Below are 22653 nucleotides of genomic sequence, written 5' to 3' on the forward strand. Positions count from 1 at the left end.
GCGTTTCGTCCAGGCGTTCGGCAGACTGAAAACTCAGAAGTCCGTAAACCGGGATGAATCATGTGGGACTGATCACGGAGGGCGGTCGGAGCGTGCCGGAAGTTGGGGCGAGACGGCCCCAAACGTCACCGTTTCGGCGGTCTCCGGGGCCCAGTACTTGCGCGATGAGCCCCGGCACGTGTGGACTACGGCCAGCGTCACGCGCATACGCGTGGCCCACAGCATTTACCGAATGAGCAGGAGGCAAGCCGTGAGCGCGACCGCGGACCACGCGGAGGAGCGGACCAACCCGGCAGCGAGGCTGGGGTTCGAGCCTGGCCAGGTGGTCCAGGAGATCGGCTACGACGACGACGTCGACCAGGATCTCCGTGAAGGCATCGAGTCCATCATCGGCGCCGAGCTCGTGGACGAGGAGTACGACGACGTCGCCGACGCCGTTGTCATCTGGTTCCGCGACGAGGACGGTGATCTCACCGACGCACTGGTGGACGCCATCGGTCTTCTGGAGGACGGCGGCGTGATCTGGCTGCTGACGCCGAAGACCGGCCGTGACGGCTACATCGAGCCGAGCGATATCAACGATGCCGCGCAGACTGCTGGTCTCTCCCAGACCAAGAGCATCAGCGTCGCCAAGGACTGGGCGGGCGCCCGTCTGGTGGCCCCCAAGCGCTGATCACCATGTAGCGAGAAGCCCCCGCCGGTTCGTCGGCGGGGGCTTTCGCGCACAGGCCGTAGGCTGGGCCTCACCGATTCGGCCCAAGATCTGGGCCGGGTTCCGGCGAAGGGATGCATGGGCGATGGCGATCGAGGTCGGCACCGAGGCCCCGGAATTCGAGCTGAAGGACAACCACGGACGCACCGTGAAGCTCTCGGGGTTCCGCGGCGAGAAGACCGTGGTGCTGCTGTTCTACCCCTTCGCCTTCACCGGCGTCTGCACGGGCGAGCTGCGCGAGCTGCGGGACAACCTCCCGAAGTTCGTCAACGACGACACCCAGCTCCTCGCCGTGTCCAACGACTCGATCCACACCCTGCGCGTCTTCGCCGACCAGGAGGACCTGGACTTCCCGCTGCTCTCCGACTTCTGGAAGCACGGCGAGGCCTCCCGGGCCTACGGCGTCTTCGACGAGGAGAAGGGCTGCGCGGTGCGCGGCACCTTCATCATCGACAAGGCGGGCGTCGTCCGCTGGACCGTCGTGAACGCCCTTCCGGACGCCCGCGACCTCGGCGAGTACGTCAAGGCGCTCGACGCCATCTGAGCCGGCCCCGGCCGACACCTCGGATTCGCCGGGCGAATCGACTGTTTCGACCGGGAACCGGTCACTAGGATCCACTCGTTGATCCGATGCCAACGCACGACTGGGGCGCTGCCCCTGAAAACGTATGGAGGGACTCGTGGGAGTCAGCCTCAGCAAGGGCGGCAACGTCTCGCTGACCAAGGAGGCCCCTGGCCTCACCGCCGTGACCGTCGGTCTGGGCTGGGACGTCCGTACCACCACCGGTACGGACTTCGACCTCGACGCCAGCGCCATCCTGGTGAGCGAAGAGGGCAAGGTCCGCAACGACCAGGACTTCGTCTTCTTCAACAACCTGAAGAGCGCCGACGGCTCGGTCGAGCACACCGGTGACAACCTCACCGGCGAGGGCGAGGGCGACGACGAGCAGGTCAAGGTCAGCCTGGCGACCGTGCCGGCCGACGTGACCAAGATCGTCTTCCCGGTCTCGATCTACGACGCCGAGAACCGCCAGCAGTCCTTCGGCCAGGTGCGCAACGCGTTCATCCGCGTCGTGAACCAGGCCGGCGGCGCCGAGATCGCCCGCTACGACCTCTCCGAGGACGCCTCGACCGAGACCGCCATGGTCTTCGGCGAGCTGTACCGCCACGGCGCGGAGTGGAAGTTCCGCGCCGTCGGTCAGGGGTATGCCTCGGGTCTGCGCGGTATCGCGGCGGACTTCGGCGTCAACGTCTGAGCCGAACCGATCGAACCGTCCGGCGCCGCACCTTCCGTGCGGCGCCGGACGTGCCTCATCACCACCGGGGAGGAACCACAGCATGGGTGTCACACTCGCCAAGGGGGGCAATGTCTCCCTCACCAAGGCCGCTCCCAACCTCACCAAGGTCCTCGTCGGGCTCGGCTGGGACGCGCGTTCCACCACCGGAGCCCCCTTCGATCTCGACGCCAGCGCCCTGCTGTGCCAGGCCGGCCGCGTGCTGGGGGACGAGTACTTCGTCTTCTACAACCAGCTCCGCAGCCCCGAAGGCTCCGTCGAGCACACCGGCGACAACCTCACGGGCGAGGGTGACGGGGACGACGAGTCCCTCATCGTGGACCTCACCCAGGTCCCGGCCCACTGCGACAAGATCGTCTTCCCGGTCTCGATCCATGACGCCGACAACCGCGGGCAGAGCTTCGGTCAGGTCAGCAACGCTTTCATCCGGGTCGTGAACCAGCTGGACGGTCAGGAACTCGCCCGCTACGACCTCTCCGAGGACGCCTCGAGCGAGACCGCGATGATCTTCGGCGAGCTCTACCGCTACAACGGCGAATGGAAGTTCAGAGCGGTCGGTCAGGGGTACGCGTCCGGGCTGCGGGGCATCGCTCTAGACTTCGGGGTCAACGTTTCGTAAAGCCATGTAATTTCACGATGGGGTAGACAGTGGTTCTGAAAACCTTCGGCTGGTCGTTCGCGATCACTGCGCTCGGTCTGGTCGCAGCGATGCTCTACGGGGGGTGGGAGGCATTCGGGATCGTCGCGATCCTCTGCGTCCTCGAGATCTCGCTGTCCTTCGACAACGCGGTGGTCAACGCCGGAATCCTGAAGAAGATGAATGCCTTCTGGCAGAAGATCTTCCTCACCATCGGTGTGCTCATCGCCGTCTTCGGCATGCGACTGGTCTTCCCCGTCGTGATCGTCGCGATCAGCGCCAAGATCGGCCCCATCGAGGCCGTCGATCTCGCTCTCAACGACGCCGAGCGCTACGAGCAGCTCGTGACCGACGCGCACCCGTCGATCGCGGCCTTCGGTGGCATGTTCCTGCTGATGATCTTCCTCGACTTCATCTTCGAGGACCGTGACATCAAGTGGCTCGGCTGGCTGGAGCGCCCGCTGGCCAAGCTCGGCAAGATCGACATGCTGTCGGTCTGCATCGCCCTCATCGTCCTGGCGATCAGCGCCATGACCTTCGCGACCCATGCCCACCAGCACGGTGGTACGCACATCGACGCGGCGTCGACGGTCCTGCTCTCGGGCGTCTTCGGTCTCATCACGTACCTCGTCGTCGGCGGTCTCTCCAGCTACTTCGAGAACAAGCTGGAGGAGGAAGAGGAGCGCGAGCACGAGGCGGAGGAAGAGGCCAAGCGCAGCGGCAAGAAGGTCTCCGCCGTCCAGCTGGCCGGCAAGGCCGCCTTCTTCATGTTCCTCTACCTGGAGGTCCTCGACGCCTCCTTCTCCTTCGACGGCGTCATCGGCGCCTTCGCCATCACCAACGACATCGTCCTGATGGCGCTCGGCCTCGGCGTCGGCGCCATGTACGTCCGTTCGCTGACGGTCTACCTGGTCCGTCAGGGCACCCTCGACGACTACGTCTACCTGGAGCACGGCGCCCACTACGCGATCGGCGCCCTGGCCGCGATCCTCATGATCTCCATCCGCTACCAGATCCCCGAGATCGTCACCGGCGGCATCGGCGTCGCCCTCATCGGCTGGTCCTTCTGGTCCTCCGTCCGCCGCAACAAGCGGCTCGCGGCGGCCGAGGGCGGCGCGGGCGGCAAGGGCGGTTCGGGAGAGAAGACCGAGGTGTCCTCCGGGGTGTGACACCCCCGGTAACGAGGAACGCTTCACTGCGGGGCGGTCGGTGCACCCGGCCGCCCCGCAGGCATGTGCGCGATGACGAGTGTGCGATCAGTGGGGGGTGGGGGCGTCATGGCCTTCTGGGACAACCTGTTTCCGGGGCGAGCGGCGCAGTTCGACATGGGCGGCACCGCGTCGAACACGATCGACCTGACGAAGCGGCGCCCGTCGGTCTCGCTGACCAAGCAGGGCGCCGCGACCGGCAACCTCCGGGTGAACCTCTCCTGGCGGATGCGGACCTCCGACCTCGAAGGGCGCTCGCGCCAGAGCGGTCGGCTGCTCCGCAACCCCTCCCAGTTCTTCAAGCCCGAGGTCGTCCAGGCGCATACCCAGGGCATGGTCAACGTCGACCTGGACCTGGGCTGCCTCTACGAGCTCACCGACGGCAGCAAGGGCGTGGTGCAGCCGCTCGGCGGCTTCTTCGGCGACCTGAACGGCGCCCCGTACGTGAAGCTCAGCGGCGACGACCGCTTCGGCGGCTCCTCCGGGGAGACGATCTTCGTCAACCTGGACCAGCGGGACGAGATCAAACGCCTGCTGTTCTTCGTGTACATCTACGACCAGACGCCGGCCTTCGACCGTACGCACGCCAAGATCACGCTCTATCCCAGCAACGGCCCCAGGATCGAGATCGACCTCGACGAGCGCGCCCCGCAGGCCCGCTCCTGCGCGGTCTTCTCCGTGGACAACGTCAAGGGCGACCTCACGGTCCGCCGCGAGGTGCGGTTCGTCTACGGCTTCCAGGCCGAGCTGGACCGGCTGTACGGCTGGGGACTCCAGTGGGGACGCGGCTACAAGACCAAGGCGTGACCGGTGCTCCCCACGGTCTCAGGGACCCCGACGGTCTCAGGGACCCCCAATGGCTCGGGGATCCCTGAGTGCTCAGGGATCTCCACCACGGTCTCAGGGGACCCCGGGGCCTTAGGAATCCCCCGGTTCTCAGGGCCTGACGAACTGGGGGCCCATGGGCGGCATCCGGAACTCCGGAGCCGCGTGCGGATCCGGCCGGTGGACGGGCTGCGGGTAGCCGTAGGCGGGAGCCGGGTTCGGGGCCGGGGCGTTCACCGGCGGCTGCGGGTACCCGTAGGCGGGCGCCCGGTCCGGCACGGGCGGCGCCGTCGGCTGCGGCGGTACGGGGGCGTGGACCACGGTCGCGTCGAGATCCGGGGACCCGGCGACGGGGAAATCCGGGGCCGGGGCGCCGGTCGCGCCCTCCTGGGCCTCGGGGAGGTCCTGGAGCCTCTGAGCGGCCTCCTGGGCGGCTTCCTGGGCCGCCTCCTCGGCGTCCTCGTCGACCGAGATGCCGAAGTCCGTGGCGAGGCCGACGAGGCCCGTCGGATAGCCCTGCCCCACCGCGCGGAACTTCCAGCCGTCGCCGCGCCGGTACAGCTCGCCGCAGATGACCGCCGTCTCCTCGCCGGTCTCCGCCGTCACGTCGAACAGCGCCAGCGGCTCGCCTTCCGGTCCGGCCGTCGCGTCGTACAGCAGAATCCGCAGGTCGGAGACGGACCGGAAGGTTCCGCCGTCGGAGGAGGCCGCGACGACCACCCGGTCGACCGAGGCCGCCAGGTTGGCCAGATCGGCCTCCACGGTGTCCGTCAGCCCCTGGGCCACCCGCTTCTTCGGCAGCCGCCGCACGCACCCCGAGGGATGGCGAGGCTGGTTGTAGAACACGAAGTCCTCGTCGGACCGCACGCGCCCGTCGGCACCCAGGAGCAGGGCCGAGGCGTCCACGTCGGGGACCCCGGGGCCCGGGGTCCAGCAGAGCACGGCCCGTACGGCCGCGGTGTCGAGAGGGACGTTGGAGCCCTTCAGCATCGCGTGCGTCATGACCGCAATCCTGCCCTCCCGCCCGACCCGCGGACAACGCGGGGGCGCCACCGATACCGGGACGGTATGACGGATGCTGACGAGTTACCTGAATTTCATGCACGAGGGGAACTACGGACACCCGCACCTACGTACTATTACCGGCCACATGTCGTCAGGGCCCAGAGGGGCAGACGGGAGACTTACATGCGTCATTTCGGGCACATCCCGTCCGCAACGCGGACCGGGTTGTTCCACAGCGAGCCGGCCGAGTTCACGGCCGACTCGCCCGCGCGCACGCTCGCCGTGGCCCTCGGTGCCACGCTCTACAGCCCGGCCACCCGGCCGCGGCTGGCCGACGACATCCGCAAACAGGCGGCGCGCGGAGTGGTCTCCATGGTGCTCTGCCTGGAGGACTCCATCAGCGACGCCGACGTCGAGGAGGGCGAGACCAACCTCGTCCGGCAGTTCGCCGACCTCGCCGCCGGGACCGTGACGGACGCCGACACCGCCACGGGCACCGCCACGGACGTACCCCTGCTCTTCATCCGGGTCCGCGATCCGCGCCAGATCACCGACCTCGTCGCCCGGCTGGGGGAAACGGTCCGGCTGCTGTCCGGATTCGTACTGCCCAAATTCACCGAGACCCGCGGCCGCGCCTTCCTCGAAGCGCTCACCCTGGCCGAGCGGACGAGCGGCAGGCGCCTCTTCGCCATGCCCGTCCTGGAGTCCCCCGAGCTCCTCCACCTGGAGACCCGGGCCGAGACCCTCGCCGGCATCGCCTCGATCACCGGCAAGTACCGCGACCGCGTCCTCGCCCTGCGCCTCGGCGTCACCGACTTCTGCTCCGCCTACGGCCTGCGCCGCTCGCCCGACATGACCGCCTACGACGTCAAGATCGTCGCCAACGTCATCGCCGACGTCGTCAACGTCCTCGGCCGCTCCGACGGCACCGGCTTCACCGTCACCGGGCCCGTCTGGGAGTACTTCCGACCCGGCGAGCGCATGTTCAAGCCGCAGCTGCGCCGCAGCCCCTTCCTGGAGGGCCGGGCCGAGGACCTGCGCACCGCCCTCATCGAGCACGACCTCGACGGACTGCTGCGCGAGATCGAGCTCGACCGCGCGAACGGCCTGCTCGGCAAGACCTGCATCCACCCCACCCACGTGGTGCCGGTGCACGCGCTCTCCGTGGTCAGCCACGAGGAGTGGAGCGACGCCCAGGACATCCTGCGGCCCGAACAGGGCGGCGGCGGGGTGCTGCGCTCCGCGTATACGAACAAGATGAACGAAGTGAAGCCGCATCGCGCGTGGGCCGAACGCATCCTCCTGCGCGCCGAGGTCTTCGGCGTCGCGAAGGAAGACGTCGGCTTCGTGGATCTGCTCACCGCCGGACTTGCCGGCTGACGAAAGGACGTCGACGACGTGGTGTGGACCGGAACGTGGGTCGCGGAGCGACTGGGCGTCGAACTGATCGGCGGCGAGGAGCTACCGGCCCTGCTGGGCCTCGCACTGCGTCGTAACCCCAAACGGGCGCACCTGCTCGTCTCCAGCGTGCTCGGCAAGCACGTGCCGCAGCGGCCCTCCGTCGTGTACGGCTCCGGCCTCGGCCTCGGCGTACGCGTCCGCGAGCTCCTCGGCGACGAGGAGGCGGGACGCTCGGTCGTCCTCGGCTACGCGGAGACCGCCACGGCCCTGGGCCACGCCGTCGCCGACGGCCTCGGCCTCGCCCCGTACCTCCACTCCACCCGGCGGCCGGTGGCCGGGGTCGCCCGCGCGGGCGGCTTCGAGGAGTCCCACTCGCACGCGACCTCGCACCTCCTGCTGCCCGAGGACCCCAAGCTCCTCGCCTGCGGCGGGCCGCTGGTCCTCGTCGACGACGAGTTCTCCACCGGCAACACCGTCCTCAACACGATCCGGGACCTGCACGCCCGCTACCCGCGCGAGCGGTACGTCGTCGTGGCCCTCGTCGACATGCGCTCCGCCGCCGACCTCGGCCGCCTGGACGCCTTCGCGGAGGAGATCGGCGCCCGTGTCGACCTGATCGCCGCGGCCGCCGGGACCGTACGCCTCCCCGAGGGGGTCCTGGAGAAGGGCCGCGCACTGGTGGCGGAACACGAGTCCGCGCACGCGGCCGCGGGGACGACCGGGCAGGCGGGCGCGGGGACGACCGGGCAGGCGGGGCCGGAGGCCGCGCACGTGGGGCCGGCTATCGGGCAGGCGGGGCCGGAGGCCGAGCCCCTGGCGCCCGGGGCAGGGTCGGAGGCCGAGTCCCCGGCGCCCGAGACCGTGCCCGCGGGGCCCGAGACCGTGCCCGCGGGGCCCGAGACCGTGCCCGCGGCGCCGGCGGCCGTCGGCGGGACGATGCCCGATCCCGTACGGGTGGCGCTCGACTGGCCCGCGGGACTGCCCGACGGCGGGCGGCACGGGTTCACGCCCGAGCAGCGCGACCGCCTGGAAGCGGCCCTGCCCGGCCTGGCCGCCCGCCTCGGGCAGGCCCTGGAGACACCGCAAGCACCCGCCGCCGGGAGCGACACCGTCACCCGCCTGGCCCCTGGCGCCCCCGGCGGCCCCTGCGCCCCCCGCGTTCTCGTTCTCGGCTTCGAGGAGCTGATGTACGCGCCGCTGCGCCTCGCCGGCGCCCTGGAGGACGCCGGGCACGACGTCCGCTACTCCACCACCACCCGCTCACCGGTCCTCGCCGTCGACGACCCCGGCTACGCGATACGCACCCGGCTCGTCTTCCCTGCCCACGACGACCCGGCCGACGGCCCCGGCGAGCGCTACGCCTACAACGTGGCGGGCGCGGGCTTCGACGCCGTCGTCCTCGTCGTCGACTCCGCCGCCGACACCCCGGAGCTGCACGCCCCGGACGGCCTGCTCGCCCAGCTCGCCGCACACGTCCCGCGCGTCGTGCTCACGGTCGTCCCCTCGTACACGCCCACGGTCTCCGAAGCTCCCGAAAGGAGCTCCATGCTGCCCGAGCCCCTCCGCGGCCCCGCCTTCTCCTCGTACGCACCCGAGGAGGTCGGCTGGCTGCTCCAGGACCTCTCGGACGTCGAGCTGGAGGCGCCCACCGAGGAACGCGAGGAAGCCATCCAGAGCGGCGGCGCGCACTACGCCGAATCGCTCCCCGTCGAATACCAGCCCAGCGCCCGCTACCAGGACCTCTTCCACTCCGCCCTGGAGGGTTCCGCCGCCCGAATAGCCCGCGCGGTCGGCACCGTCACCGAGACCGTCCTCGCCGAGCGCCCCGGCCGCGACCCCGTACTCGTCTCGCTCGCGCGGGCCGGCACCCCCGTCGGCGTCCTCATGCGCCGCTGGGCGCAGGCCCGCCACGGCCTCGACCTCCCGCACTACGCCGTCTCCATCGTGCGCGGCCGCGGCATCGACGCCAACGCGCTGCGCTGGCTCGCCGCCCACCACGACCCCGCCGACGTCGTGTTCGTCGACGGCTGGACCGGCAAGGGCGCCATCACCCGCGAACTCGCCGAGGCGATCAAGGAGTTCGAGGCGAGCGCGGACGGTGTCCCGGGCTTCGACCCGGAGATCGCGGTGCTCGCCGACCCCGGCTCCTGCGTCCGCACGTACGGCACCCGCGAGGACTTCCTCATCCCCTCCGCCTGCCTCAACTCCACGGTCTCCGGCCTGATATCCCGCACCGTGCTCCGCTCCGACCTCGTCGGACCGAACGACTTCCACGGCGCCAAGTTCTACCGCGAGCTGGCCGGTTCCGATGTCTCCGGCGCCTTCCTCGACGCCGTCGCCGCCCACTTCGACGAGGTCGCCGAGACCGTCGACGTGGACGTCAAGGAACTCCTCGCCGCCGACCGCACCCCCACCTGGGAGGGCTGGGCCGCCGTCGAGCGGATCAGCGAGGAGTACGGCATCCACGACGTCAACCTGGTCAAGCCCGGCGTCGGCGAGACCACCCGCGTCCTGCTGCGCCGCGTCCCCTGGAAGATCCTCGCCAAGCGGGGTGCAGGCGCCGACCTCGCGCACGTCCGCCTGCTCGCCGAGCAGCGCGGTGTGCCCGTCGAGGAGGTCGACGAACTCCCGTACACCTGCGTCGGTCTGATTCACCCTCAGTACACGAGGGGCGCGACGGGCGCCGACGGCAAGGCGGTGGTGTCCCAGTGAGTACGCCACTGAACCCGGCCCCGGGCACGACCCTGGTCGCGAGCGACCTCGACCGCACCCTCATCTACTCGAGCGCGGCCCTCGCCCTCGGCATGCCCGACGCCCAGGCGCCCCGGCTCCTCTGCGTCGAGGTCCACGAGTCGAAGCCGCTCTCCTACATGACCGAGGACGCGGCCGGCCTCCTCGCGCGGCTGGCCGACGAGACCGTCTTCGTCCCCACGACGACTCGGACGCGCAAGCAGTACCAGCGCATCCAACTCCCGGGGGCCACACCGAAGTACGCGATCTGCGCGAACGGTGGGCACATCCTCGTCGACGGCGTCTCCGACCGCGACTGGCACGCGACGGTGGTGAACCGGCTGGCCGAGGAGTGCGCGCCGCTCTCCGAGATCCGCGCCTACCTCACCGCCACCACGGACCTGTCGTGGGTCCGCAAGCACCGGGTGGCCGAGGACCTCTTCGCCTACCTCGTCGTCGAGCGCGAGCGGCTCCCCGTGGAGTGGCTGGGCCGCTTCGGCGCGTGGGCGGGGGAGCGCGGCTGGACCGTCTCGCTCCAGGGCCGCAAGGTGTACGCGGTGCCGAAGCCGCTCACCAAGAGCGCGGCCGTCCGCGAGGTCGCCCGCCGCATCGGCGCCACGCTGACCCTGGCGGCGGGGGACTCGCTCCTCGACGCCGACCTGTTGATGGCCGCGGACCGGGCATGGCGCCCCGGCCACGGCGAACTCGCCGAGAGCGAGTGGACCGCCCCCCACCTCGACGTCCTCGTGGAACGCGGGGTCGCGGCGGGGGAGGAGATCCTCCGCCGCTTGCGCGCGGCGGCGGCCGCCTAGCCGCCTCCTCGGCGGGGGTCAGCCGCAGCAGCCCCCACCGCAACAGCCACCGCCACCGCCGCCGCCCGCGCCCTGCGTGGGGGCGGCGGTGCTGCTACCGCCGACGGCCACGGCCGAGAGCAGCTTCACGGTGTCGTCGTGCCCGGCGGGACAGGCGGCGGGGGCGGAGGACTCGGCCATGGGACGGCTGAGCTCGAAGGTGTCGCCGCAGGTGCGGCAGCGGAATTCGTAACGAGGCATGGGGACAGGCTAGCGGCGGGCGGGCGCGGAGGGCAGTGCCCCAAAGCCCTGCGGGTTCGGCGCGCCCGCCGCGGGCCTGGCTCACTCGCCGGCGGCGGGGGCTCAGTGACCCGGCGGCGCGGGCACAGCGGCGGACCGCGATGGTCCAGCGACCGACCGTGGGAACTCAGGGACGGACCGCGGGGGCTCAGCCGGCGGCGGGCCCAGCGACTGACCACGTCGGTCCAGCGACGGACCGCGCTGGTCCAGCGACTGACCACGTCGGTCCAGCGACGGACCGCGCTGGACCAACGACTGACCGCGCGGGCTCGGCGACCGACCGGCGGGGGCTCATCGACAGGTGGCGGGGGCTCGGCGACCGAGACCGCACAGGCGACTCAATGACCGGCGGCGGCGGTGCCGCGATCCTCTCGGATCTGCTCGACGACGCGGGCGGCGTCGGCGCGGACGGCCTCCAGCTCGGTCAGGAAGTGCCAGTAGTCCGGGTGGCGGCCCTCCAGCGTGCCGACGGCCCGGTCGAGCCGGGCGACGGCCTCGTCGAGGGGGCGGGCGTGTCGCGGGTCGGGGGTGTTGCGCCCCGCCATCGCCAGCCGCTGGGCGTCCCGTACCGCGAACCGGGCGCGGTCGGTCTCCGCCTTCGGGTCCTTCGCGACGGCGTTCAGGCGGCGCAGCCGGTCCCCGGCCGCCGATACGGCCTCGTCGGTCGAGTCGAGGAGCGCGCGGACGGTGGAGAGCAGGGAGGTCGCGTCGGGCCAGCGCTGCTCCGCGCGGGCCTTCGCGGCCTCGGTGAGCCGCTGCTCGGCCTGCCGGAGCGTTTCGGCGGCCTGCTCGGGTACGTGCTGGAGGTCCTGCCAGCAGGCGGCGGAGAACCGTCGCCGCAGCTCCGAGAGGACCGGCTCGACGCCCTCGGAACGGGTGGTCAGCGCTTCGGTACGGGTACGGAGGGAGACGAGCCGCCGGTCGATCTCGGCGGCGCGCTGCGGCAGCCGCTCGGCCTCGGCGCGTACGGCCTCGGCGTCCCGCAGGACGCGGTCGGCGCGCTGGAGGGTCTCGGCGATGCCGTGGCGTCCGGCGCCTTCGTTGAGCCGGGTCAGTTCGGGCCCGAGCTGGGCGAGCCGCAGCGCGAGGTCGTCGGCGCGCAGCCCTCCGTCCCGTACGGCGTCGAGTGCGCCGCTCGCGCCGCGCAGCGCCTGACGGGCCCGCTCGACGGCGGGGGCGAGCCGGGCGAGCTGGGTCTCGGCGCGGTCGAGGAGCGGCGCAAGGCCCTGCTCGAACCGGTCGAGCTCACCCTTCACCCGGTCCAGCTCGTCCTTGGCGGCGCTCAGTTCGGTGCGGGCGCGCCCGGCGGTGGCGGCGTCGAGCTCGTCACGGTCGAGGTCATGGGCGTCGACGGCGCTGATGTAGAGGTGGCTGACCTCGTCGATCCGGCGCCCGAGGGCCTCGAAGCCCTCCACCGCGTGGCGCGCGTCGGGCGAGCTGTCGACAGCGGTGATCGTCTCGATGGAGATCCGCAGCCCGCGCTGGGCGGTGTCGAGCTCGTAGAAGGCGGCCGCGGCGGCGTCCTTGGCGGCCTGCGCCTCGGCCCGCTGGCCCTCCCCGCGCCCGCCGAACCAGCGACGCGTACCGCCCCCGGCGAAGGCCTGCGGCAGCAGCGCCCCGACCAGCAGCGGCAGCGCGAGGGCCAGCCGGAAGGTGGACGGAATCCTGCGCGTCGCACTGCCCCCAGGGGGCGTCCTGCCGTCGCTCGCCGCCACGTACCTCTCCCCGTGCTGTGTCCGCCGTCTCCGGTCCGGTTCATTCTCCCACCCGGTAAGGACGAACACACGGGCCGGTCAGTTCGCCGTTCGTACGACGATGTCACCGTCGTCGCTGCGAACGCTCACGGAGTGCTCGCTTCCGTCGCGGCGCGGTACGTCGACGCGGACGTCGCCGTCCGCGCTGGCGCCGGTGGCCTCGTACTCGGCCGTGGGCAGGGTGACGTCGATGTCGCCGTCCTTGGTGACCACGTCGACGCGGCGGGGCACGGCCCCGAGGGCGATCCGGATGTCGCCGTCGTCGGACCGGGCGAGGACCTGGGCGCTGCTGCCGCCCTCGACGGCGAGGTCGCCGTCCTTGGTGCCGAGGTCGAGGGCCCCGGTGCTCGCGGCCACCCGTACGTCCCCGTCGTCGGACCGCACCTTCAAGGGCGTGGCGAAGCCCTCCGCGGTGACGTCCCCGTTCTTGTTCTCGACGGTGACGGCGACATCGCGCGGCACCTGGACGCGGTGCACGGCGGAACAGTGGGAGGCGACGGCGTCGCAGTCGACGCGGAGCGTGAGCCGCCCGCCCTCCAGCTTCCAACTCGCGTCGGGCCCCGACCCCATGAACACCCACCCGTCGACCTGCCGCTCGACGAGGACGTCGTCGACGTCGGCGGACGTGATGACGAGGTCGGCGTCGTCGGAGTCGACGGTGAGCGCGCCCCCGTCGAACGCGAACGTCCTCTTCTCGACCGGCGCCTCACCGGCATCGGCCGTCCCACAGGCACTGAGCGCGAACAGAGCGACGAGGACCCCGCCGGCGGCGAGGAACGGGTGGCGTGTGTTCATGGCGAGTCGAACCCCCAGGAGAAAACGTCGGTCCGTCGACGGTACGAGCCCGCCACCCCCCGTCACGATCCGGCGACCCACCGTCCGAAGGGTGGGGCTACCCCCCGCCCGCCACCCACCCCAGCCAACGGATTCGGCCACGCCCCGTCGGCCATGTAGGCTGTTGCCTCTTCCACGGGTGCGTAGCTCAGGGGTAGAGCGCTGCTCTTACAAAGCAGATGTCGGCGGTTCGAAACCGTCCGCGCCCACCAGGGAAAAGGCCCCTCGCCGATCATGGCGAGGGGCCTTTGGCGTCTTGTCTTTCTGGAATCGACTCCGGCCCACCAGGAAGCGGGCAGCGCGGCCGGGTGCTTTCGTTGTGGGTGGGGTGCGGTCCGGGCGGCCGTCGTGCGAGCGGGTGAAGAGTTGACGTGAGCCTGACCGGGCGGGTGTACTCCGGGCATGGCTGAGGTGGGGGACGCGCCCGAATCCGTGGTGCAGAGCGGTGAGATGACGTCGGAGCGGTACGTCGAGACCCGGCTCGCGCAGTACCAGGAGTGGTACGACGTGAAGGCGACCCGGATGAAGGCGATGCATCTGCGGATGCGGACCGTGTCCGTCGTCGGTGGGGCGCTCGTGCCGGTGTTCGTGAACGTGGACCTCGCGTTCGCGCGGGCCACGGCCACCGTGCTGAGCGTCGTGGTCGTCGCCGCCGTGTCGCTGGAGAGCGTGTACCGCTACCGCGAGCAGTGGAAGAACTACCGGTCGACCGAGCAGCTGCTCGGGCACGAGCGGGTCTACTTCGAGACCAAGGTGGGGCCTTACCACGGCCTGTCGAAGCGGGAGGCGTTCTCCGCGCTCGTCGCCCGGGTCGAGCGGGCCATCGCCGGCGAGAATTCGGCGACGTTGAATGTGATGACGCTTGGTGGGCAGGTCAATGCCGATGTGGCGCAGCATGGTGTTCCGGCCGCTCGGCAGGAGTCGGAGCCTTCCTGAGGCCGCCGCGGGGCCCGGGGTCGCCGGGCCCCGCGGTTCGTCAGGTGCGGTGCGGGGTCAGCACCACTTGTAGTCGACCCGCGTCGAGTTGTACGAGCAGTTGTCGACCCACGTGCCGTTCGACTTGCGCAGCGTCGCCGTGTCCTTGTCGTTGTTCCAGACGTACGCGCCGCGGTTCTGGTAGACGTTCGCGGACGAGTTCGTCCCGCGGCCCGTGCGGACCGTCACGATCTTGCCCTTGCCGAGGGTGAACGAGCCGAAGGTGTACTTGTGGTTGGCGGCGTCCGTGACCGTCCAACCCCGCAGGTTCACCGCGGCGCCCGTCGTGTTGCGTATCTGCACGTACTCGCCGTTGAGGCTCGTGTTCGAGCGGAGGTCCGAGCCCGGGCTGTCGTAGTAGATCTTGTACAGGTGGACCGAGCCGGCGGCCTGGGCCGGCGAAGGAAGCAGCAGAACGCCGGAGGCGGCGGCCGCGGTCACGGCCGCGAGCGTGCGTGCACGAAGCATGAATGTCCCTCAGTTTCTGCCGGGCACCCGCCGATGGGGCCCGGCGAGCACACAGGATACGCACGCCCTTCACCCCCTCCGCACAATTCGGCCACGGTGGGGGCGGCGCTCTAGGGTGAGGGCATGGAGCCTGATGCGCTGCGGGTCACCGTCCTCGGGTCCGCCACCCCCTTCCCCCGGCCGGACAACCCCTGTTCCGGCCTTCTCGTCGAGGGCGGCGGCGTCCGTGTGTGGGTGGACGCCGGGACCGGCACCCTCGCGGAGCTCCAGCGATACGTCACGCTCGGGGACGTCGACGCCGTCTGGATCTCGCATCTTCATGCCGACCACAGCGCCGATCTGCTCACCGCCTACTACGCGTTGTTGTACGCGGGGCTTGAGGTGTCGGTGCCGGTGGCTCTCTTCGGGCCCGTCGGGATCGCCGACCGCCTCGCCGGCTTCCTGACGAACGGGCCCGAGCGCAGTCCCGTCGAGAAGGCCTTCGCCGTCGAGGAGTTGTACGACGGGCATGTCGCCCGCCTCGGTGGGCTGACGTTGCGGTCGCGGGGCGTCGAACACGCGGGGCCCGACGCCTTCGCCCTGCGCGTCGAGGACGAGAACGGGGGTTCTCTCGTCTACTCCGGTGACTGCGAGCCCTGCCCTTCGCTCGTCGAACTCGCCCGGGAGTGCGATCTGTTCGTCTGCGAGGCCGACGGGGAAGGGTCCGGGCACCACTCCGCCGCACAGGCCGGGCGGAGCGCCGCCGCGGCCGGTGCCGGGCGGCTCGTCGTGACCCATGTGGGGTCCGGCGTCGAGCCCGCCGAGGCCGTCGCGCTGGCCGCCGCCGAGTTCTCCGGCGAGGTCGCCCATGCCGACCCCGGCGCGCGGTTCGAGGTCACGCGTCGAAGTCGTACTCCAGGACGTACGACGACGAGTCGAGCGTCATCTCGTTGAGCTCCACCGCGACCCCCGGCGCCGTGAACGCCGTGCGCCCGATCAGGACCACCGGAGTGCCGAACTCCAGGGCGAGCCGGTCCGACTCGTCCGCCGTGGGCATCCGGCAGCGGATCTCCTCGCGGAAGCGGACCGGCCGGTGCCCCAGCTCGGTCAGCCGGGCGTAGGTGCCGCCCGGACCCGTGTCCGGCTCCGTGATCGGCGTCCCGCGCACCAGCTCCGCGGAGAGGTACGAGACCGACAGCAGGACCGGCTTGGCGTCCAGGACGAAGCGGCGGCTGCGAACGCAGACCGGCGCACCCGGCGCGAGGTTCAGCGCCGCCGCGACCCTCGCTCCGGCCGCCGTCTCCGCCACCTCGATCCGGTCGACCACCAGGGTCCGGTCCTCCACGTCCGCCGACCAGACCGAGCGGCCGCTGCCCCAGAGGTCCCCGGCGAGGCGCGGGATGCCCCGGCGGCGCAGCGGGCGGAAGACCCGGACGAAGACCCCGGCACCCTTGCGGGCCTCGGCCAGCCCCTCGTTGCGCAGGACGGAGAGGGCCTGGCGTGCCGTCATCCGGGCCACCTCGTAGGTCGACATGAGGTCGTTCTCGCCGGGGAGCCGGTCGCCCGGCGCGAAGGCGCCTGACTGGATCGCCGTCCTCAACTCGTCGGCGATGCGCTGGTACTTGGGCCGACGAGCACTGTCCTGGTCAGTCACGGGTGGACCACTCCCTTCATCTGCGGGACACCCTACGGCGCACCCCCCGGCCAGGGTGCACACGTGTGCGCCGTCCCGCCGGGTCGATCCATCCATCGGGGGACATCTCTAGAGATACGTTGACAGGGCGGGGTGTCCCCGCTTCTCTAGGTGGTCCCCAGGATTCGGGATTCGGTACGGACGGGACGGAGGGGACGCGTGCAGCCACTGCCAGAGGTCGGTGACCTCGTCCGCGACACCGCCACCGGGCGGGTCGGTTTCTATATGGAGAGCGTCTCCGGGCGCTTTCTGATCCGCGCCGTCCACGGCGGCGCCGAGTGGCAGGCCGAGCCCGCCGACGTACAGCTCGCCACGCCCCTGCGCGAGCTGCGGGCCCGCGCCGCCGAGATCAACGCGCGCAGCAGACGCGGCCTGTCCTGACAGCGAGGCTCCCCTCGCCCTGGAGCGAGGGGGAGGCGGGGAGCTGTGACGCTCCGTGGCCGTGTGCTCGGTCGCTTGGCGGCGTCAGCGGCGGTTGTCAGTGGGGCGCGCCACACTGGAGGCATGTGCCGCAGCATCAAGACGCTCCGACCGCCCGCGCTGCCCGAGGAGGCGACCGAGGAGGACTTCCGCGCCGCCGCCCTGCAGTACGTCCGCAAGGTCTCCGGCTTCCGCGCGCCCGCCGCCCACAACCGCGAGGTCTTCGACCGCGCCGTGGACGAGATCGCGGAGGCTACCGCGAGACTCCTCGCCGGCCTGGAGGTGCGCGGGGCGCACCCCGGCGTTACGAGACCGGCGCGGGAGCCGCAGCCGGACGCTGTATGAGGTACGCGGCGAGGCCGCCCGCCAGGAAGAGCGCGAGGGTCGACACCCCCGCGCTGAACCAGGTCGCGCCCAGCCACTGCCCGCCCAGCCAGCCGAGCCCCACGCTGTAGGAGGCCCAGGTCACGCCCGCGAGCGCCGACCACGGCAGGAAGTCCTTGATCCTCCGCTTGGCCGCGCCCGCGCCCAGGGAGACCACGGAGCGGCCCGCCGGGGCGAAGCGCGCGAGCACCACGAGCAGCCCGCCGCCCCGGGCCAGCGCGGTGCCGAGACGTTCCTGCGCCAGGGAGAGGCGCCGCGAGCGGGCGATCGCCCTGTCCAGCCTGGCGCCGCCCCGCCGGGCCAGGCGGTACGCCAGGAAGTCGCCGAGCACGGACGCGGTGGCCGCGCAGAGGAGCAGCGGGAGGAGCGACGGTACGTCGGGGGAGGCCGCGGTGGCCGTCGCCGCGGCCGTGGCGGCGGTGATCACCAGGAAGCCGCTCGGCAGCACGGGCAGGAAGACGTCGAGCAGGATCGACGCCGCCACCACCGGGTAGATCCACGGGCCGGCGGTCAACGACCGCAGCGAGCCGAGGCTGTCGAGCAGATTCACAGGGCCAGAGCCTACGCGGGGGTGGGGGAGCCCCTGCCGGGCGGGTGCCGGGCAGATGCCGGGTGGGTGCCGGGTGGGTGCCGAGCGGATGCCGGGACGATGCTGGGCAGATGCCGGGCCTTCCGCCGGGGGCGGGGCAAGGGGCCGGTGTGCGGGCCCGTGCCGGTGTCGTGTGAGGGGTCCGTGGCGGGGTTAGTCGGCGGGTCCTGCGGCCGCGGCCGTGTGCAGGGCTGTGGCGGGTGGGCGCGGGTGCGCGCCGGGGGGCGGGGTTGCGGCCGGGGTGAGGTCCGCGCCGGGGGCGGGTTACGGCCGGGGTCGGGTGCGGGCCGGGGGTGTTCGCGTGTGGGAAAGGCCGGAAACCGTCGTGCGGTTTCCGGCTCCTTCCGTCTGCGGGGGACTCAGGCCGCGATCGGCGCGCTCTGCTTCTCGTTCTCCTGGCCGGTCGTCGTGCCCGCGCCGGTCCGGGCGCCGAAGAGCCCGTCGAGGGCGAGCGCGCCCGGGCCGGTGAAGACGAGCAGGGCGAAGGCCCAGCAGAACAGGGCCGCGCTCTCGCCGCTGTTCTGGAGCGGGAAGAGGGCCTCCGGCTGGTGGACCTTGAAGTACGCGTACGCCATCGAGCCCGAGGCGAGGAACGCGGCGCTCCGGGTGCCGACTCCGGCCATCACCAGCACGCCGCCGACGAGCTGGATCACGGCCGCGTACCAGCCCGGCCAGGTCCCGGCCGGGACGGTGCCGCCGCCCATCGCGCCGCCGAGGACGCCGAAGAGCGACGCGGCGCCGTGGCAGGCGAAGAGCAGGCCGACGACGATTCGGAAGAGACCGAGCGCGTACGGCCGGCCCTGGTTCAGGAAGCTGATGAGGTTGTTCGGGGTGGTGCTCATGGGGGAACTCCTTCGGCCTGACCCCGTCCGTGGGGAGGGCGGGGTGTGGGGGACGGAAACCGACGAGGCCGCAAGGTTAGGCACCCCTCACCAGTACTTGCAAGTTCAACATTCGGCCACCGGGGAGTGTGTGGTGAGGCTCACTCCCCGGTGGCCGCTGTGGTGACGGTGGTTCAGGGGGTTTGCTCAGCAGCCGTTCAGGACGGACTGCAGGGCGCTCTTCTCCGCGGAGTCGATGCTGAGGTTCCAGTGGTACTTCACGTGCACCCACGCCCGGGCGTACGTGCAGCGGTAGGACGTGCGCGAGGGCAGCCACTCCGCCGGGTCCAGGTCGCCCTTGGACTGGTTGACGTTGTCGGTGACGGCTATGAGCTGGGGCCGGGTCAGGTCGTTCGCGAACGCCTGGCGCTGCGAGGTCGTCCACGCGTTCGCGCCCGAGCGCCAGGCCTCGGACAGGGCGACGACGTGGTCGATGTCGAGGTCGGAGGCGACGGTCCAGGTGGCGCCGTCGTACTCGGAGTACCAACTGCCGCTGACGGAGGCGCAGCTGGAGTCGGTGACGACGTTCACGCCGTCGCGCTTGAGGACGGTCTCGCGGGTGTTGCACGCCCCGGACTGGGTGATCCAGTGCGGGAAGAGATCCCGGCTGTAGCCGGTGGAGGAACCTTCCGCCTTGACCGTGAGCGCGGCCAGGTAGGTCCGGGCGGTGGCCGCGCTCACGGGGGTCGGCATGGCGGCCTGGGCGGCCGGTGCCGTGGCGAGGAGGCCGGTGACGGCGAGGGTGGCGGAGGTGGCGAGTACAGCGAGTCGACGCGCGTAGATCATGCCGACGGGCATGTGAACTCCCTTGAAATGGGGGGACCTTGGCTGGTAGCCGTCCCCGCGGGGGTGCCGGGCGCTGGCCCGGTCATCGTGGCGGCGCTAGGTTTCCGTGGGGGGTGCGCCAGGTAACAGGGTGGCGACATGAGCACGTCACATCAAGGGGTGTGACGTGGCTGATGGAGTGCCAGATTCCGCCCGGCGGAACTCCGTTGCGCGAGAGCTCTACTGTGGCCGTGTGCTTCTGGACGTGAACGTCACCTTTGGGGCGGTACTCGCCGTCCTGCTCGCCCTCGCCGCCGGCGTCGTCGCCCTCGCGCACCTCGGCCGGGCCCGCGACACCCTCTTCGCCGGCGTGCGCGCCGCCGTCCAGCTGATCGCCGTCTCGCTCGTGATCGGATGGGTGGTCCGCTCCGTACCGCTGCTGCTCTGCTTCCTGCTCCTCATGTACGCGGTGGCGGTACGCACGGCAGGGCGGCGGGTCGTGCCCGCGCCGGGGCGCGGCTGGTGGTGGGCGGGCGTGCCGATCGCCGCCGCCGTGGTGCCGGTGGTCCTCGCGCTCGCCGTCACCGGACTCGTACCGGTGAAGGGGATCACGCTCGTGCCCGTGACCGGCATTCTCGTCGGCGGTGCGCTCACGGCCACCGTCCTCGCGGGGCGGCGCGCGCTCGACGAGCTGGAGACGCGGCGGGGCGAGGTGGAGGCGGGCCTGGCGATCGGGCTCGTCGCGCGCGAGGCGCGGCTCGAAGTGGCGCGGAAGGCGGCGGCGGACGCCCTGCTCCCCGGCATGGACCAGACGCGCACGGTGGGTCTCGTCACGCTGCCGGGGGCCTTCGTGGGCATGCTGCTCGGCGGCGCGTCACCGCTGCACGCGGGCGCCGTCCAGCTCTTCGTGCTCATCGCGCTGCTCGCGGTGCAGGCGGTGGCCGCCGCGACCACCCTGGAGCTGGTCGCGCGCGGCCGGATCACCCGGCCTCGGGAGGCGGGTGCGGAGGCGAGTTCTGCGCCGGGGCGGTGAGGGGAGTCCTGTGCCGCGGGGGTGGGGGAGTCCTGCGCCGTGGCGGTGGGAGCCCTGCGCCGCGGCGGTCGAGGGCCTACGCCAGGGCGGTGGAGGGGGCCTACGCCAGGGCGGTGGAGGGGGCCTACGCCAGGGCGGTGAGGGTGATCGTGCCGTCCGGCGCGGCCTCGACCCGCAGTCGGGTGAGGTCCTCGACGTGGATGTCGGGCGCGAAGGCCGCCGCTCGCGGGCCCACGCCCACGATCCGCATGCCGGCCGCGCGGCCCGCCTGGATGCCCGCCTCGGAGTCCTCGAAGACGACGCAGTCCGCCGGGGCGAAGCCCAGCTCCGCCGCACCCTTGAGGAAGCCCTCGGGGTCCGGCTTGCTCGCGCCGACGCATTCGGCGGTGACCCGGGTCTCCGGTATCGCCAGACCGGCCGCACCCATCCGCGCCTGGGCGAGGGCCTCGTCCGCCGAGGTCACCAGGGCGTACGGCAGCGCGGCGATCGCGGCCATGAAGGCGGGGGCGCCGGGGACGGGCACGACACCGTCGAGGTCGGCGGTCTCCTCGGCGAGCATCAGCCGGTTGTCGGCGTAGTTCTCCTCCATCGGGCGGTCCGGGAGGAGGACGGCCATCGTCGCGTACCCCTGGCGGCCGTGGACCACCTTGAGGACGGCGTCCGCGTCGAGTGCCTGCCGCTCGGCCCAGCGGCGCCAGCAGCGCTCCACGACGGCGTCCGAGTTGACGAGAGTGCCGTCCATGTCGAGGAGGAGGGCGCGGGCGGTGAGCTGTGCCGGGGTGGTGGCAGCCATCAAGGTCTCCAGAGAGGGGTGCGGAGAACGAAGCGGTCCCGCCCGCCGGTCAGGGAATACGGGCGGGGCCACTTTGTTTTTCTACGATACAAAACCGGGGGCGTCTTGGCCAACCGGTTCGCGTTCCGGGCCGGAGATCCGGGTTCAGAAGTCGGGAGTGGCCCGTTCCAGGTGGCTGCGGGTGGAGGGGCCGTATACGCCCTCCGGGTCCTCCCGGGGGTAGAGCCACTGCTGGTAGGTGGCCACCGCCTCCCGTACCTCGTCGTCGTACCTGCCGTGGAAGTTGCCGTCGTAGATCCACAGGACGGCCAGTCGCCGCTGGAGCTCGCGCACCTCGGACCCTGTCGAGCCGAGGCTCAGCGTGACCGCCGCCTCCTCGGTCTCCGGCTCCTGCGAGGAAGGGGTCGCCGTCGGCGCCGCCGTCGTCGGTTCGGGCGGCGGTGCCGATGCCGAGGTGGTCGTCGGGGCCGCCGGGGTGGTGGCGGCCGGAGGGGCGGCCGCGCCGGTCGTGATGCTGGGGGACGTGGTCGTCCGCGAGGCGGAGGGGGTGGGGGTGGCGGACGGGGAGGCGGAGGCGGTGGTCGGGCGCGCCGACGGGGTGGACGAGCTCGGCTCCGGGCTTTCGGAGGAGGCGGAGGGGGACGGGGACGGGGCCTCCGAGACGGCGATGTTCAGGGACGCGCTGGTGGTGATCTCGGGGCCGCTCGCCCGGTCGTCGGTCTCGTCCCCGCCGCCGAGGACGGCCGCCGCGAGGGCGGCGGTGCCGACCACGGCGACGGCGGCCACCGCGGCGACGATCATGCCGCGTCGGCGCCCGCGTCCCGGCTCGCGGCCGTCCGCCGGGTCGGCGATGCGGCCGATGCCGTGCAGCAGCAGGGGCATCGTCTCGGAGGGGTCGCCCCCGGGGTCCGGGGCGAGGTCCGGATCGAGGTCCGGATCGAGGCGCGCGTCGGAGTGGGTGCCGGAGTGGGTGCCGGAGTGCCCACCGGAGTGGGTGTCGGAGTGCCCACCGGAGTACCCACCGGAGTACGTGCCGGGGTACGCACCGGAGTGCGCGCCGGGGTACGGCGTCGTGGGGTCGTCCGGGCGGATCGCCGCCAGCCGGGCCGTCGGCGGATCCTCCGCCGCGTAGCCCCCGCCGGGACCTCCATGCCCGCCAGGCCCTCCATGCCCGCCAGGCC

Annotated in this window: 25 protein-coding genes and 1 tRNA gene; 15 read left to right on the forward strand and 11 right to left on the reverse strand. The window is 71.9% G+C overall.

Features of this window, described 5'->3' with window-relative positions; genetic code table 11:
* The first annotated feature begins 250 nt into the window (after window positions 1-250).
* The 6 genes from ACFWWU_RS22080 to ACFWWU_RS22105 all read left to right on the forward strand — a co-directional run bounded on the left by ACFWWU_RS22080 (window position 251) and on the right by ACFWWU_RS22105 (window position 4659).
* Entirely contained in the window at window positions 251-673 is a 423-nt protein-coding gene (locus ACFWWU_RS22080; protein WP_329623697.1) for a DUF3052 domain-containing protein, read from the forward strand.
* Window positions 674-797: 124 nt separating this feature from the next.
* The gene (locus ACFWWU_RS22085; protein ID WP_384147530.1) at window positions 798-1256 is read left to right on the forward strand and encodes a peroxiredoxin; all 459 of its coding nucleotides are present in this window, start codon (window positions 798-800) and stop codon (window positions 1254-1256) included.
* A gap of 136 nt (window positions 1257-1392) precedes the next feature.
* Complete coding sequence (locus ACFWWU_RS22090; protein WP_317594642.1) at window positions 1393-1968, forward strand: TerD family protein; 576 nt, start codon at window positions 1393-1395, stop codon at window positions 1966-1968.
* Window positions 1969-2050: 82 nt separating this feature from the next.
* Window positions 2051-2626, forward strand: a complete 576-nt coding sequence (locus ACFWWU_RS22095; protein WP_384147531.1) for a TerD family protein — start codon at window positions 2051-2053, stop codon at window positions 2624-2626.
* A gap of 29 nt (window positions 2627-2655) precedes the next feature.
* On the forward strand, window positions 2656-3813 hold the full coding sequence (locus ACFWWU_RS22100; protein ID WP_384147532.1) for a DUF475 domain-containing protein: 1158 nt from the start codon (window positions 2656-2658) through the stop codon (window positions 3811-3813).
* Between the two features lie 108 nt (window positions 3814-3921).
* Entirely contained in the window at window positions 3922-4659 is a 738-nt protein-coding gene (locus ACFWWU_RS22105; RefSeq protein ID WP_384147533.1) for a Tellurium resistance, read from the forward strand.
* Window positions 4660-4788: 129 nt separating this feature from the next.
* On the opposite strand, the gene ACFWWU_RS22110 is transcribed toward ACFWWU_RS22105, so the two are convergent.
* The gene (locus tag ACFWWU_RS22110) at window positions 4789-5679 is read right to left on the reverse strand and encodes a TerD family protein (protein ID WP_384147534.1); all 891 of its coding nucleotides are present in this window, start codon (window positions 5677-5679) and stop codon (window positions 4789-4791) included.
* A gap of 186 nt (window positions 5680-5865) precedes the next feature.
* On the opposite strand from ACFWWU_RS22110, the gene ACFWWU_RS22115 reads away from it, so the two are divergent.
* From ACFWWU_RS22115 to ACFWWU_RS22125, 3 genes are read left to right on the forward strand one after another with little or no spacing between them, the layout of a single operon-like run.
* Window positions 5866-7062 (forward strand): HpcH/HpaI aldolase/citrate lyase family protein, encoded by a 1197-nt coding sequence (locus ACFWWU_RS22115; protein ID WP_384147535.1) that lies wholly within the window; start codon window positions 5866-5868, stop codon window positions 7060-7062.
* An 18-nt stretch (window positions 7063-7080) separates the two neighbouring features.
* On the forward strand, window positions 7081-9795 hold the full coding sequence (locus ACFWWU_RS22120) for a phosphoribosyltransferase domain-containing protein (RefSeq protein WP_384147536.1): 2715 nt from the start codon (window positions 7081-7083) through the stop codon (window positions 9793-9795).
* On the forward strand, window positions 9792-10625 hold the full coding sequence (locus ACFWWU_RS22125) for an HAD family hydrolase (protein ID WP_384147537.1): 834 nt from the start codon (window positions 9792-9794) through the stop codon (window positions 10623-10625). The genes ACFWWU_RS22120 and ACFWWU_RS22125 overlap by 4 nt, the downstream gene beginning before the upstream one ends.
* A gap of 18 nt (window positions 10626-10643) precedes the next feature.
* On the opposite strand, the gene ACFWWU_RS22130 is transcribed toward ACFWWU_RS22125, so the two are convergent.
* The 3 genes from ACFWWU_RS22130 to ACFWWU_RS22140 all read right to left on the reverse strand — a co-directional run bounded on the left by ACFWWU_RS22130 (window position 10644) and on the right by ACFWWU_RS22140 (window position 13453).
* Window positions 10644-10865, reverse strand: coding sequence for a zinc ribbon domain-containing protein (locus ACFWWU_RS22130; RefSeq protein WP_384147538.1), 222 nt, complete (start codon window positions 10863-10865; stop codon window positions 10644-10646).
* 377 nt (window positions 10866-11242) lie between these two features.
* Complete coding sequence (locus tag ACFWWU_RS22135) at window positions 11243-12568, reverse strand: hypothetical protein (protein ID WP_384147654.1); 1326 nt, start codon at window positions 12566-12568, stop codon at window positions 11243-11245.
* A 129-nt stretch (window positions 12569-12697) separates the two neighbouring features.
* Window positions 12698-13453, reverse strand: coding sequence for a DUF4097 family beta strand repeat-containing protein (locus ACFWWU_RS22140; protein ID WP_384147539.1), 756 nt, complete (start codon window positions 13451-13453; stop codon window positions 12698-12700).
* A 176-nt stretch (window positions 13454-13629) separates the two neighbouring features.
* Here ACFWWU_RS22140 and ACFWWU_RS22145 point away from each other — a divergent pair.
* Together ACFWWU_RS22145 and ACFWWU_RS22150 are read left to right on the forward strand one after the other, a co-directional pair.
* Window positions 13630-13704, forward strand: a tRNA-Val gene (locus ACFWWU_RS22145).
* Between the two features lie 190 nt (window positions 13705-13894).
* Window positions 13895-14428 carry a DUF4231 domain-containing protein gene (locus ACFWWU_RS22150; RefSeq protein ID WP_384147540.1) on the forward strand — a complete coding sequence of 178 codons (534 nt, stop codon included), beginning with the start codon at window positions 13895-13897 and terminating at the stop codon, window positions 14426-14428.
* A gap of 57 nt (window positions 14429-14485) precedes the next feature.
* Here ACFWWU_RS22150 and ACFWWU_RS22155 read toward each other — a convergent pair whose 3' ends face one another.
* Complete coding sequence (locus ACFWWU_RS22155) at window positions 14486-14935, reverse strand: lamin tail domain-containing protein (protein WP_384147541.1); 450 nt, start codon at window positions 14933-14935, stop codon at window positions 14486-14488.
* Between the two features lie 123 nt (window positions 14936-15058).
* Between ACFWWU_RS22155 and ACFWWU_RS22160 the strand changes: the two genes are divergently transcribed.
* A complete protein-coding gene (locus ACFWWU_RS22160) occupies window positions 15059-15868 on the forward strand; it encodes an MBL fold metallo-hydrolase (protein ID WP_384147542.1) in 810 nt (269 codons plus the stop codon).
* On the opposite strand, the gene ACFWWU_RS22165 is transcribed toward ACFWWU_RS22160, so the two are convergent.
* Window positions 15810-16568: a GntR family transcriptional regulator gene (locus tag ACFWWU_RS22165; protein WP_384147543.1), complete on the reverse strand. Its 759-nt coding sequence runs from the start codon at window positions 16566-16568 to the stop codon at window positions 15810-15812. The genes ACFWWU_RS22160 and ACFWWU_RS22165 overlap by 59 nt on opposite strands.
* A 198-nt stretch (window positions 16569-16766) precedes the next feature.
* Between ACFWWU_RS22165 and ACFWWU_RS22170 the strand changes: the two genes are divergently transcribed.
* Entirely contained in the window at window positions 16767-16988 is a 222-nt protein-coding gene (locus ACFWWU_RS22170; protein ID WP_384147544.1) for a hypothetical protein, read from the forward strand.
* A 123-nt stretch (window positions 16989-17111) separates the two neighbouring features.
* On the forward strand, window positions 17112-17372 hold the full coding sequence (locus tag ACFWWU_RS22175; protein WP_384147545.1) for a DUF2277 domain-containing protein: 261 nt from the start codon (window positions 17112-17114) through the stop codon (window positions 17370-17372).
* Here ACFWWU_RS22175 and ACFWWU_RS22180 read toward each other — a convergent pair.
* The 3 genes from ACFWWU_RS22180 to ACFWWU_RS22190 all read right to left on the reverse strand — a co-directional run bounded on the left by ACFWWU_RS22180 (window position 17332) and on the right by ACFWWU_RS22190 (window position 19679).
* Window positions 17332-17955: a VTT domain-containing protein gene (locus ACFWWU_RS22180; protein WP_329625718.1), complete on the reverse strand. Its 624-nt coding sequence runs from the start codon at window positions 17953-17955 to the stop codon at window positions 17332-17334. The genes ACFWWU_RS22175 and ACFWWU_RS22180 overlap by 41 nt on opposite strands.
* A gap of 404 nt (window positions 17956-18359) precedes the next feature.
* Window positions 18360-18842 carry a DoxX family protein gene (locus ACFWWU_RS22185; RefSeq protein WP_384147546.1) on the reverse strand — a complete coding sequence of 161 codons (483 nt, stop codon included), beginning with the start codon at window positions 18840-18842 and terminating at the stop codon, window positions 18360-18362.
* 186 nt (window positions 18843-19028) lie between these two features.
* Window positions 19029-19679 carry an HNH endonuclease family protein gene (locus tag ACFWWU_RS22190; RefSeq protein ID WP_384147547.1) on the reverse strand — a complete coding sequence of 217 codons (651 nt, stop codon included), beginning with the start codon at window positions 19677-19679 and terminating at the stop codon, window positions 19029-19031.
* 220 nt (window positions 19680-19899) lie between these two features.
* Here ACFWWU_RS22190 and ACFWWU_RS22195 point away from each other — a divergent pair, with 220 nt between their 5' ends.
* On the forward strand, window positions 19900-20679 hold the full coding sequence (locus ACFWWU_RS22195) for an ABC transporter permease (RefSeq protein WP_384147548.1): 780 nt from the start codon (window positions 19900-19902) through the stop codon (window positions 20677-20679).
* Window positions 20680-20803: 124 nt separating this feature from the next.
* Here ACFWWU_RS22195 and ACFWWU_RS22200 read toward each other — a convergent pair whose 3' ends face one another.
* Entirely contained in the window at window positions 20804-21472 is a 669-nt protein-coding gene (locus ACFWWU_RS22200) for an HAD-IA family hydrolase (RefSeq protein ID WP_384147549.1), read from the reverse strand.
* 144 nt (window positions 21473-21616) lie between these two features.
* Window positions 21617-22354 carry a peptidoglycan-binding protein gene (locus ACFWWU_RS22205; RefSeq protein ID WP_384147550.1) on the reverse strand — a complete coding sequence of 246 codons (738 nt, stop codon included), beginning with the start codon at window positions 22352-22354 and terminating at the stop codon, window positions 21617-21619.
* Between the last annotated feature and the right edge of the window lie 299 nt (window positions 22355-22653).

Origin of the sequence: Streptomyces sp. NPDC058650 (genome assembly GCF_042717315.1) — a bacterium.
GTDB lineage: Bacteria > Actinomycetota > Actinomycetes > Streptomycetales > Streptomycetaceae > Streptomyces.